The organism is Embleya sp. NPDC001921 (assembly GCF_053594475.1).
The window spans coordinates 238,825-250,294 of the sequence record NZ_JBSFEO010000004.1 but is presented as its reverse complement, the minus strand read 5'-3'; the positions used below and the strand labels follow the sequence as shown (position 1 = coordinate 250,294).

The window sequence follows — 11,470 nt, the reverse complement described above, 5'->3', positions numbered from 1 at the left end:
ATTCGCCGCGTGGATCAGATCAGGTTCTTGGACTTCAAGTAGGCCTTGGCCACATCCGCCGGCTTCTTGCGGTCCTCGTCGACCTGCTTGTTCAGTGCGGTCAGGTCCTCGGTGGTGAGGACGGCACCGAGTTTGTCGACCAGCGGCAGAATCTTGTCGGCCTTGCCCGAATTGACCACCGGGATAACGTTGTCGGCGTTTTGCAGCTTCTTGTCGTCCGTGAGGACGACCAGACCGAACCGGTCGAGCGTCGCGTCCGTCGAAGTGGTCAGGACCAGTTGGTCCTTGCCGTCCTTGACCGCCTGCTTGGCGGCGGTGGTGCCGACGCCGAGCGGGTCCACCGCGCCCACCTTGATGCCGTACGTCTTCTCCAGGCCCGGGGCGCAGAACGGGCGCGTCTTGCACTCCTCGCCCGCCGCTATCTTCACCTCGACGCCGGCCTTGGCCAGATCGGAGAGGGTCTTCAGGTTGTACTTGGCGGCGAAGTCCTTGGTCACCGCGAACGCGTTCTGGTCCACCGCCTGCGACGGCGTACCGGACTTGAGCCCGGCGGGGCCGGCCAGCGTGTTCAGCGCGGCCACCGTCGCTGCGACGTCCGAGGAGGCCACCGGCGCGGCGTCCGGGCCGTTCTTCTTCCGGTTCAGGAACTCCGCCATCGTCGCCGCGTACTCCGGCACGACCGCGATCTTGCCCTTCTCCAGCTCGGGTTCGTAGAGCTCACGGTTCTTGACCGTCTTGATGCTCGCCTTCACCCCGCCCTTGTCGAGCAACTGTTTGTACATCTGCGCCAGGATCTCGGACTCGGTGAATCCGGCCGAACCGACGACCGTCTTGTCGTCGTCCGAGGAGGAACACCCGGTCGCGCCCACCAGGAAGACCAGGGAAAGCCCTGCCGCCACGCCGACCGTCATGCCCGTCTTGCCGCGCCGCATAAGCACGCGATGCACCGCCCTTTCCGTTCTCACGAGGTCACACCGCCACGCGGCGTCCGGGCCGTGAACCGCTGCACGAGCGCGAACAGGCCCTCCACCACCAGAGCCAGCGCGGCCACGAGGATCGCCCCCGCCACCACCTGGCCGTTGTCCTGCAGGTTGAAACCGGCCGTGACGATGCGCCCGAGACCGCCCCCCGCGACAAGTGCCGCGAGTGTTGCCGTGGCAACAACCTGCACGGCACACGTTCGAATTCCCGTCATGATCAACGGAAGTGCCAGCGGCAGTTCGACGCGGAACAACATCTGGCCGCCCGTCATGCCCATGCCACGCGACGCCTCGACCACATCCCGGTCCACCTGGCGCATGCCGACGTACGCGTTGGTGAGCACCGGCGGGATCGCGAACAGCACGAGCGCGATGATCGTCGCGGTGTCGCCCATGCCGATCGGGCTCAGCCCGAGCAGCACCAGCACCGCGAACGTCGGGATCGCGCGCCCGATGTTGGAGATGTTGATCGCCAACGCGCCGCCCTTGCCCAGATGACCCAGCCACAGCGCGACGGGCAACGCGATCGCGACCGCGATCAGCACGCACACCACGGTGAGCACGATGTGCTCGGTGAGCCGATTCCACACCCCGCTCTCGCCGCTCCAGTTCGCGCCGTCGGCCAACCAGTCCCAGGCGTCCCCGAGCACGTTCACGCCGCCGCCCCCGCTCGCACGTCGACCTCGGCGGGCGGCTCGGACACCGACGGCAGCCGCCGCTTGCGCCCGCCCGCCCGCTCCCACGGGGTCAACAGCCGTTGTACCCCCAGCAACAGCAGGTCGGCCGCGACCGCCAGCGCGACGCACAACACCGACGCGGTCAGCACCTGCGCCTTGAAGAGCGTGTCGATGCCCGCGTAGATCAGATTGCCCAACCCGCCGGAGCCCACGATCGCACCGACCGTGGTGAGCGCGACGGTGGACACCGTGGCGACCCGTACGCCGGCCATGATCGCGGGCAGCGCGAGCGGCAGTTCGACCTGGAACAGCAGCCGCCCGGGCCCGTACCCCATGCCCTTCGCCGACTCCACCACGTCCGGCGGCACCGACCGCAGACCGGCCAGCATGTTCCGCACCAGGATGGTCAGCGAGTACAACACCAGGCCGATGATGACCGTCGTCTCGGTCAGGCCGGTGAACGGCTGGAGGATTGCGAACATCGCGAGCGAGGGAATCGTGTACAAAATCGTGGTCGAGCCGAGCAGCACGCTGCCGGTCAGTCGCCACCGACGGGCCGCCAGGGCCATCGGGAACGCGACGAGCAGACCGATCGCCACGGAGACGACGGTCAGATAGACGTGTTCGCGCAACGCGGTGGTGATCTCCCCGGAGTACTCGTCGAAGTACTTCCCGCAGACCCACGAGTTGCGCTTCAGGCAGTCACCGGAGGCCACAATCACGGGCGGACCCTACCCCAGCGCTCCGACGGACACTCCCGTGACGGCGGACACACCCGGTGTGTGAGGGGAGGCGCCCGGGTACGGTGCCACCCCTGGGGGCCGGGTTACATCCGGGGCTCCGGACACCTGTCATGATCGCCTGCCATGCCCCCGGAGGGTCCCCATGATCCGGCTCGACCGCGTCACCAAGCGGTACCCCGACGGCACCGAGGCGGTCGCGGAACTGTCCCTCGAGGTCGCCACGGGCGAGCTGGTCACCCTGGTCGGCCCGTCCGGCTGCGGCAAGACCACCACGATGAAGATGGTCAACCGGCTGATCGAGCCCACGTCCGGGCGGATCTTCCTGGACGACGAGGACATCACCCGGGCCGATCCGGTCAAGCTGCGGCGGCGGATGGGCTACGTGATCCAGTCCGGCGGGCTGTTCCCGCACCGCACCGTGCTGGAGAACACGGTCACCGTGCCCAGCCTGCTGGGCTGGGATCGCAGGAAGGCGCGGGCGCGCGGCGCCGAACTGCTCGAACTGGTCGGCCTGGACCCGGCCGGACTCGGCGACCGCTACCCGCACCAGCTCTCCGGTGGCCAGCGCCAGCGGGTCGGGGTGGCGCGCGCGCTCGCGGCCGATCCGCCCGTGCTGCTGATGGACGAGCCGTTCGGCGCGGTGGACCCGGTGGTCCGCGAGCGCCTGCAGAACGAGTTCCTCCGGCTCCAGGGCGAGTTGAAGAAGACCGTGTTGTTCGTCACGCACGACATCGAGGAGGCGGTCCGGCTCGGCGACCGGATGGCGGTCTTCTCGATGGGCGGCCACATCGAGCAGTTCGACACGCCCTCCAGCGTGCTGGGCGCGCCGGCCAACGACTACGTCGGCGACTTCGTCGGCGCCGACCGGGGCCTCAAGCGCCTGTCGGTGACCGAGATCACCCCCGAGGACCTCGAACTGCCGCCGGTCGTGCGCCTGGACGACCCGATGTCACAGGCGCTCGCGAAGCTGCGCGCGGCCGACTCGCGCTGGGCCGTGGTGCTCGACGACGAGGGCAACCTGCACGGCTGGGTCGACGATCGCGCGGTCGGCGGCACGGTGCGCGACCGGGCTCGGCGGATGGAGGCCTGGGTGCCGGTGCGCGCGTCGCTCAAGCAGGCGTTCGGCGAGATGCTCCAGCACGACGCCGGGTGGATCGCGGTGGTGGACGGCGACCGCTTCGTGGGCGTGCTCACGCCGGCGCGGCTGCACGAGGCGTTGCGGCGCTCGATCGGAGCCGAGGAGCGGGACATCCCGTTGGCCGACGTGGTGCTGGACACCATCGAGGGCTGACCCGGCCTCGGGCCGACGTCCGGCCCGCGCCCGCCGAGCGGGCGCGGGTTCACTTGTCCTCGGGGTCCTCGGGGACGCGCAGTATGCGCTCCAGGAACAGGCACGCGCCGACCAGCAGCACCCCCGCGCCCACCGCGAAGGCACAGCGCTGGGCCTGGGCCGAGCGCTCGGTGACCTCCAAGAAGCCGGTCAGGTAGAGCGCGTAGCCGCCGTACAGGCCCACCACCAGCGCGCCGACCAGCGCACCGGCCTTGGCGAAGACCACCGCCCGGGCGGCGAGCAGCGGATCCACCGGACGCGCGGACGGTCGGCGCTCGCGCTGGGCCTTGAGCCGCGAGCGCAACGACAGCGCGGTCGCCAACGCGATCACGGCCAGGCACAGCAGCACGATCGGGGCCAGGATCGGGACCACGGGCGGTGTGCCGCGCGAGTCCCACAGGTCGATCCCGGCATACGCGAGGCCGCCCGCCCCCAACGCGAGGGCGAGCAGGACGAGCGGGCGCGTGGGCTTCATCGGTCTGCGGTCAACTCCAGGTCGTCACGGCGATGCACCCCGTCGAGGCCCATCCGCGCGAGCAGGTCGGCGATCGGGCCGTGGCCCGGCAGGTCCGCCTCGGGGTCGATGTCGTACCAGGGCGCGAGCACGAACGAGCGCTCGTACGCGCGCGGATGCGGCAGGGTCAGCCGCGGGTCGTCCTGCACCACACCCTCGAACCGGATCACGTCCACGTCCAGCGTGCGCGGCCCCCAGCGTTCGACCCGGACCCGTTGGAAGGCCTCCTCGATCGAGTTGACCCGCTCCAGGATCAGGTCCGGGCTCAGCAGCGTGCGCACCTCGACGACGGCGTTGAAGTAGGTGCCCTGCTCGGGGCCGCCCACCGGATCGGTCTCGTAGACCGGGGACACCCGCAGCAGCGTCACGCCCGGCGTGTCGGCGATCTCGTCGATGGCGCCCTGGAGGGTCTCCAGGCGGTTGCCCAGGTTGCTGCCGAGGGCGAGCACGACCCGGCTCCAGGTGAGTCGCGCACGCTGCGCGGTGGTCTCGGCGGGTGTTTCCGGGACCGGCTCGCGGACCGGTTCCCGGGCGGTGTCGGTCATCGATCCCGCCCCCGCACGATGGTCACGGTCACATCGTCGAACGGGACGGTGATCGGGGCGTCGGGCTTGTGCACGATCACTTCCACCTCCTGCACCAGCGGGCGGGCCAGGCACACGTCGGCGATCCGCTGCGCGAGCGTCTCGATCAGGTCGACCGGGTCGCCCTGGACGACGCCGACCACATCCTCGGCGACCTCGCCGTAGTGGACCGTGAGCGTGAGGTCGTCGGACCGCGCGGCCGGACGGGTGTCCACCCCGAGCACGACGTCGACCACGAAGGTCTGGCCCTCTTCGCGTTCCTTCGCGAACACTCCATGGTTGCCGCGGGCCTTCAACCCCCGCAGCGAGACGCGGTCCAGCATCAGTCGCCTCCTCGGCGCGTATCCCATCCCTGCGCACCCCGAACGGTCGGTCGGACCTGTCGAGGGGCGGTCGCGCCGACGGCCGGACCACCTCTGTGCGGTACGAATGTACCCAGCGGTCCCGACAGGTTTCGTCGTCCGGGTGCCCCAAGCGGGCAAGAACGACGCGCGAACACGCCGAAGACCGGTCAGATCTCCTCTTCGGCGTCGACCTCCGCCATCACCGGGGAGGCGTGGTGCAGCCACAACCGCCAACCCGCGGGGGTGCGCCGGAAGACGTTGGTGACCACCGCGCGGCCGCCCGCGAACCCGGTCTCGTCGCCGCCGTCCTCCTCGGCCATCCCGGTGAGCATGTTCGCGGTGCAGGACAACACCGCGACCTCGCCGGCCAGCTTGACCTCGACGTCGGTCAGGAAGAACTGCACGTACGCGGTGTTGGCCATGATCAGCGCGTACGAGCGCAGGATCTCCGCGCGTCCGTGCAGCGCGGGCCAGCCCGGATGTACGCAGGTCACGCTCGGCGCGTCGGCGCCGTCGGCCCAGATCGCGCCGAGGGCGTCGATGTCGCCCTCCTCGACGGCCGTCCACAGCGCGAGGTTGACCTCGCGTACCGCGTCCGCCTCGGGCGACGTCTGGTCGTCAATCGGGTTCATCGGGCCTCCTGCCAGGCAGCCGCCACCTTGACCGCGTCGAGCGAAGCGGGCACCTCGTGCACACGGACGGCCCACGCGCCCGCGGCGGCGGCCAGCGCGGAGACCGCGGCCGTCGCGTCGTCGCGCCCGCGGGGCGGGCGCAGTGTGCCGTCCTCGGCGGCGAGCAGCCGCCCCAGGAAGGTCTTGCGGGACGCGGCCACCAGCAGCGGGCGGCCGAGTTCGTGCAGCGCGTCCAGGTGGGCGAGCAACGGCCAGTTGTGCTCGGCCGTCTTGGCGAAGCCCAGGCCCGGGTCGAGCACGATCGCCTCCGGGTGGACGCCGGCCGCGATCACCTTCTCCATCCGCTCGGCCAACTCGGTGCGCACCTCGGCGACCACGTCGGCGTAGACCGCGTGCCGCTGCATCCCGCGCGAGTGCCCGCGCCAGTGCATGACCACCACGGGCACCCCGCTGTCGGCCACGTACGCGGCCATCGCCGGATCCGCGAGCCCGCCGCTGACGTCGTTGACCAGTCGCGCGCCGGCCTCGACGGCGGCGCTCGCGACCTCGACCCGGGTGGTGTCCACGCTGACCACCGCACCGGCCGCGGCCAACTCGCGCACCACCGGCACGACCCGGCGCAATTCCTCGTCCACATCCACCCGACCGGCCCCGGGCCGGGTCGACTCGCCGCCCACGTCGATCAGGTCGGCCCCCTGGTCCAGCAACGCGAGTCCGCGGGTGATCGCGGCCTTCGAGTCGAACCACAGGCCGCCGTCGGAGAACGAATCGGGGGTCACATTGACCACGCCCATGACCGCGCACCGGCCGAACTCGGGCAGGCCGCGCACCCCTGGTGGGCGGTCGGGAGCCCGATGTCGCGGGCCGGTCGTCGCTGTCATGGGGAACAGAGTAGGGGTTGACCGGGCGCTGCCCGGTCAACCCCCAAGTACTGCGTCGTGACTTGTTATCGGCGCCTCGCCGCCCCGCGACCGTGCGCCGTAAAGCCGCGCTACCGGCTCAGGATCAGGCTCATCGCCTCGGCCCGTGTGGCGGCGTTCAGCAACTGGCCGCGCACGGCGGAGGTGAGGGTGCGCGCCCCCGGCTTGCGTATACCGCGCATCGTCATGCACAGGTGCTCGCACTCGACGACCACGATCACCCCGCGCGGACGCAGGATGTTCACCAGCGCGTCGGCGATCTGCGTGGTCAGCCGCTCCTGCACCTGCGGACGCTTGGCGTAGACGTCCACCAGGCGCGCGAGCTTGGAGAGGCCGGTGATCTGACCGTCCTCCGACGGGATGTACCCCACGTGCGCCACCCCGTGGAAGGTCACGAGGTGGTGCTCGCACGTGCTGTAGACCTCGATGTCCTTGACCAGGACCATCTCGTCGTGGCCGAGGTCGAAGGTCGTGGTGAGCACGTCCTCGGGATCCTGCCGCAGCCCCGCGAAGATCTCCTGATACGACCTGGCCACACGGGCCGGGGTGTCCTTGAGACCCTCGCGGTCGGGGTTCTCCCCGACCGCGAGCAACAGCTCCCGAACCGCGCGCTCGGCGCGATCCTGGTCGAACTCACCCACGGCACGACCGTCGAAGGTGACCGGGTCGATCGTCACGTTCAGTTCTCCGGAGAATCGGACGGTGGTTCGGGGTGCGCTACCGCCCCACCGGACCCCGTCGTGGTGCCCGTCGCAGAGGTCGGGCCACCGTTGAGAATCCCATTGTCGCTGCCGCCACCGGAGAGCGTGAGCTCGCGGGGCGTCATCACGGGAGGACGGCTGGACGGCTGACGCCGGCTGGAACCCGTCCACGCGGGACGGGCCGGGCGCTTGGTGACCGGTGCGAAGATCTCGGCGACCTGGGCCTTGTCCAGGGTCTCCTTCTCCAGCAGCTCCAGCACCAGGTTGTCCAGCACGTCACGGTTCTCGACGAGAATCTCCCACGCTTCGTTGTGGGCGGTCTCGATGAACCTTTTGACCTCTTCGTCGACGATAGCCGCGACTTCTTCGGAGTAGTCGCGCTGGTGACCCATTTCACGACCCAGGAACGGCTCGGCGCCGTCGTTGCCGAACTTGATCGCGCCCAGGCGCTCGGTCATGCCGTACTGCGTGACCATCGAGCGGGCCAGACCGGTGGCCTTCTCGATGTCGTTCGAGGCGCCCGTGGTCGGGTCGTGGAAGACCAGCTCCTCCGCCGCGCGCCCGCCCATCATGTAGGCGAGCTGGTCGAGCATCTCGTTGCGCGTGGTGGAGTACTTGTCCTCTTCGGGCAACACCATCGTGTAGCCGAGCGCCCGGCCCCGGGACAGGATCGTGATCTTGTGCACCGGGTCGGTGTTCGGCAGCGCGTGGGCCACCAGGGCGTGGCCGCCCTCGTGGTACGCGGTGATCTTCTTTTCCTTGTCGCTCATGATCCGGGTGCGCTTCTGCGGCCCGGCCACGACCCGGTCGATCGCCTCGTCCATCGACTTCGCGTCGATCAGCTTGGCGTCCGAGCGGGCGGTCAGCAGCGCGGCCTCGTTGAGCACGTTCGCGAGGTCGGCACCGGTGAACCCGGGGGTACGCCGGGCGACCGCCTTGAGGTCGATGTCCTCGGTGACCGGCTTGCCCTTGGCGTGCACCTTGAGGATGTCCCAGCGGCCCTGCATGTCGGGACGGTCGACCGCGATCTGCCGGTCGAAGCGGCCCGGGCGCAGCAGCGCCGGGTCCAGGATGTCCGGCCGGTTGGTCGCCGCGATCAGGATCACGCCGCCCTTGACGTCGAAGCCGTCCATCTCGACCAGGAGCTGGTTGAGCGTCTGCTCGCGTTCGTCGTGACCGCCGCCCATGCCCGCGCCGCGGTGCCGGCCGACCGCGTCGATCTCGTCGACGAAGACGATCGCCGGCGCGTTGGCCTTGGCCTGCTCGAACAGGTCGCGCACCCGGGAGGCACCGACACCGACGAACATCTCGACGAAGTCCGAACCGGAGATCGAGTAGAACGGCACGCCGGCCTCACCCGCGACCGCGCGGGCGAGCAGGGTCTTGCCGGTTCCGGGCGGGCCGTAGAGCAGCACGCCCTTGGGGATCTTCGCGCCGACCGCCTGGAACTTGGCCGGCTCCTGGAGGAACTCCTTGATCTCGTGGAGTTCCTCGACCGCCTCGTCCGCACCGGCCACGTCGGCGAAGGTCGTCTTCGGCGTGTCCTTGGAGATCAGCTTGGCCTTGGACTTCCCGAAGTTCATGACCCGGGAGCCGCCGCCCTGCATTTGATTCATCAGGAACAGGAAGACCACGACGATGAGCACGAACGGCAGCAGGGAGAACAGGATGCTGACGATCGTGCTCTGCTTGCTGAGCTTGACCGTGTAGGAGTCCTGGATCTTGCCCTGCTCGTACTTGGACTGGAGCAGGCGCTGGATCTCCACGCCCTGCTCGTCGATGTACGAGGTCTTGATCTTGTTGTGCTTGTCGATCTTCACCCCGGGAATCAGGGTGAGCTCGAGTGACTGGTCGTTACCGCCGATGAGCTTGGCTGACTTGACCTGGTCGTTTTGGATCGCCTGGATCGCCTTGCCGGTGTCGACACCCTTGAAGCCGCTCGAAGAGGAGACGAGCTGCATCAGGAGGATCACAGCAATGACGGCCAGCGCGATCCACATGACCGGCCCGCGGAAATAGCGCTTGACGTCCATCGATGCGGGGCAGCAGACGCCCCGTCCCTCCTGCCGACTTTTGACCCGGACGCCTTATGGCCCCCGGGTACGTTGCCTGTCCGGTATCGCCCGGCACGGTCGCCCGTGCTGATCGGATGTCACTGCGTTAGACGGTACACCGGGCGTCCGCACGTCAACGCGCCGCGCGTTCACTCACGTTGCGCGCCTTCGTGGATCGACCCCCGACGCACCCTCCAACGAGGGGAAACGTTCCCCTTGTTCCCGGATGCTGTTACAGGATGTCGATCGCGCAAACCCGAAGCCGTGATCCATGCGCCCGAGCGGGTCAGGTCGGCTTCGAACCGCCGTACACGTGCTCGGCCAGTGTGCCCACGAACGGCAGGTTGCGGTAGCGCTCGGCGTAGTCGAGGCCGTAGCCCACCACGAACTCGTTGGGGATGTCGAAGCCCACGTACTTGACCGGGATGTCGACCTTGGCGGCCTCCGGCTTGCGGAAGAACGCGCACACCTCGAGCGAGGCGGGGCCCCGCGAGGTGAGGTTGGCGAGCATCCACGACAGGGTCAGACCCGAGTCGATGATGTCCTCGACGACCAGGACGTGCCGACCGGCGATGTCCGCGTCGAGGTCCTTGAGGATGCGCACGACGCCCGAGGACTTGGTGCCGGAGCCGTAGGACGACACCGCCATCCAGTCCATCTTGACCGGCGAGTGCACGGCCCGGGCGAGGTCGGCCATGACCATGACGGCGCCCTTGAGCACGCCGACGAGCAGCAGGTCCTGACCCTGGTAGTCCTCGTCGATCCGCTCGGCGAGCTCGACGAGCTTCGCCTCGATCTCCTCCTGCGTGACGAGGACCCTTTCGAGGTCGGCGCCCATGTCCTTCTCGTCCACCACATGCCTTACTACGAAGTTTTCGACAGAGCCCCGCGGTCACCGGTCAGGATTGAGCCGGCCGGTGAAAGAGAAGCCTGCCACACCGCCTGCGTATCTCGACGCCCCCGGGCAAGTGGATGGGCCCCTGGCCGTGCCACGAGATGACCAGCTTCTCCACCGCCTCCACGTGCCGGGCGAACAACGCGCCGGAGGGACTGCCCGCGCCGACGGCGGTGCGGCGCAGCACGCGGCGGCGCACCGCCGCGGGCAGCTCGGCCAGCCCGGCGACCTCCAGCTCCCCGTCGTCGTGCGTAACGTCCGCCTGGGCCCGGTCGGCCCACTGGTCGAGTGCCTCGGCGTCGTCGCGGAACAGTCGCGCGGTGCGGGCCAGCGCCTCGGACACCCCGGGGCCGAGCGCCTTCTCCAGCACCGGGAGCACCTCGTGCCGCACCCGCGCCCTGGTGTACGCCGGGTCGGCGTTGTGCGGGTCCTCCCAGGGCAGCAGGTCCTGCGCGACGCACGCCTGGCGGGTGATGTCGCGGCCCAGCTCCAGGAACGGGCGCTGGTAGTGGCCGGTCAGCGGCGGCATGCCGGCGAGCGAGCGGGCGCCGGAGCCTCGGGCGAGCCCGAGCAGGACGGTCTCGGCCTGGTCCTCCAGGGTGTGCCCGAGCAGCACCAGCGCGGCGCCGTGCGTCTTGGCGGCGGTGTCCAGGGCGGTGTAGCGGGCCAGCCGCGCGGCGCCCTCGGGGCCGCCTCGGGTGCCGACGGTGACGCCGAGCGCGTCGACCGGGCCCAGGCCCAGGTCGCGCAGCCGGGCGACCAGGTCCACGGCCCGGCGGGTGGAGCCGGCCTGGAGACCGTGGTCGACGGTGATGGCTCCGGCGCGCAGACCCGCGCGGGGGGCCTCGAACGCGGTGGCCGCTGCGAGCGCCAACGAGTCCGCGCCACCACTGCAGGCCACCAGGACGAGATCACCCGGTTGCAGCTCGCGCAGGGTCTTGCGGACGGCCAGCCTGGTGGCGGCCACGGCGGGATGGGGTCCCACGGCTCGACGACACCTCCTTGCACGTCCGGTTCGGCCGGTTCGCGGAGGTCGCGGCCTCCGCGAGAAATGCCGAAGAGAATTGGTTTGCCCACGCTACGTCACCCGAAGCGC

Annotated in this window: 13 protein-coding genes; 1 reads left to right on the top strand and 12 read right to left on the bottom strand. The window is 69.8% G+C overall.

Annotated features, from left to right (window positions below):
* Positions 1–14 precede the first annotated feature (14 nt).
* The 3 genes from ACWCPW_RS06465 to ACWCPW_RS06455 are packed head-to-tail and all read right to left on the bottom strand — an operon-like array spanning position 15 to position 2,373.
* A complete protein-coding gene (locus tag ACWCPW_RS06465) occupies positions 15–911 on the bottom strand; it encodes an ABC transporter substrate-binding protein (protein ID WP_449760536.1) in 897 nt (298 codons plus the stop codon).
* 50 nt (positions 912–961) lie between these two features.
* Positions 962–1,636, bottom strand: a complete 675-nt coding sequence (locus ACWCPW_RS06460; protein ID WP_449760451.1) for an ABC transporter permease — start codon at positions 1,634–1,636, stop codon at positions 962–964.
* Positions 1,633–2,373, bottom strand: a complete 741-nt coding sequence (locus ACWCPW_RS06455; protein ID WP_449760535.1) for an ABC transporter permease — start codon at positions 2,371–2,373, stop codon at positions 1,633–1,635. Before ACWCPW_RS06455 ends, ACWCPW_RS06460 begins: the two co-directional genes overlap by 4 nt.
* Before the next feature lie 169 nt (positions 2,374–2,542).
* Between ACWCPW_RS06455 and ACWCPW_RS06450 the strand changes: the two genes are divergently transcribed.
* Positions 2,543–3,691, top strand: a complete 1,149-nt coding sequence (locus ACWCPW_RS06450; RefSeq protein ID WP_449760450.1) for an ABC transporter ATP-binding protein — start codon at positions 2,543–2,545, stop codon at positions 3,689–3,691.
* A gap of 49 nt (positions 3,692–3,740) precedes the next feature.
* Here ACWCPW_RS06450 and ACWCPW_RS06445 read toward each other — a convergent pair whose 3' ends face one another.
* From ACWCPW_RS06445 to tilS, 9 genes are all read right to left on the bottom strand, one after another.
* Positions 3,741–4,205, bottom strand: a complete 465-nt coding sequence (locus tag ACWCPW_RS06445) for a DUF3180 domain-containing protein (protein WP_449760449.1) — start codon at positions 4,203–4,205, stop codon at positions 3,741–3,743.
* Positions 4,202–4,789 carry a 2-amino-4-hydroxy-6-hydroxymethyldihydropteridine diphosphokinase gene (gene folK, locus ACWCPW_RS06440; RefSeq protein WP_449760448.1) on the bottom strand — a complete coding sequence of 196 codons (588 nt, stop codon included), beginning with the start codon at positions 4,787–4,789 and terminating at the stop codon, positions 4,202–4,204. Before folK ends, ACWCPW_RS06445 begins: the two co-directional genes overlap by 4 nt.
* Positions 4,786–5,148 carry a dihydroneopterin aldolase gene (gene folB / locus ACWCPW_RS06435; RefSeq protein WP_026218007.1) on the bottom strand — a complete coding sequence of 121 codons (363 nt, stop codon included), beginning with the start codon at positions 5,146–5,148 and terminating at the stop codon, positions 4,786–4,788. Before folB ends, folK begins: the two co-directional genes overlap by 4 nt.
* Before the next feature lie 191 nt (positions 5,149–5,339).
* A complete protein-coding gene (locus ACWCPW_RS06430; protein WP_078976561.1) occupies positions 5,340–5,804 on the bottom strand; it encodes a nuclear transport factor 2 family protein in 465 nt (154 codons plus the stop codon).
* On the bottom strand, positions 5,801–6,685 hold the full coding sequence (gene folP / locus ACWCPW_RS06425; RefSeq protein WP_449760447.1) for a dihydropteroate synthase: 885 nt from the start codon (positions 6,683–6,685) through the stop codon (positions 5,801–5,803). Before folP ends, ACWCPW_RS06430 begins: the two co-directional genes overlap by 4 nt.
* Before the next feature lie 110 nt (positions 6,686–6,795).
* The gene (folE, locus tag ACWCPW_RS06420; RefSeq protein ID WP_020549572.1) at positions 6,796–7,401 is read right to left on the bottom strand and encodes a GTP cyclohydrolase I FolE; all 606 of its coding nucleotides are present in this window, start codon (positions 7,399–7,401) and stop codon (positions 6,796–6,798) included.
* Positions 7,402–7,403: 2 nt separating this feature from the next.
* Positions 7,404–9,458 carry an ATP-dependent zinc metalloprotease FtsH gene (ftsH, locus tag ACWCPW_RS06415; RefSeq protein WP_449760446.1) on the bottom strand — a complete coding sequence of 685 codons (2,055 nt, stop codon included), beginning with the start codon at positions 9,456–9,458 and terminating at the stop codon, positions 7,404–7,406.
* A 307-nt stretch (positions 9,459–9,765) separates the two neighbouring features.
* Positions 9,766–10,332: a hypoxanthine phosphoribosyltransferase gene (hpt, locus tag ACWCPW_RS06410; protein WP_395866775.1), complete on the bottom strand. Its 567-nt coding sequence runs from the start codon at positions 10,330–10,332 to the stop codon at positions 9,766–9,768.
* Between the two features lie 46 nt (positions 10,333–10,378).
* Positions 10,379–11,359: a tRNA lysidine(34) synthetase TilS gene (gene tilS, locus ACWCPW_RS06405; RefSeq protein WP_449760445.1), complete on the bottom strand. Its 981-nt coding sequence runs from the start codon at positions 11,357–11,359 to the stop codon at positions 10,379–10,381.
* Between the last annotated feature and the right edge of the window lie 111 nt (positions 11,360–11,470).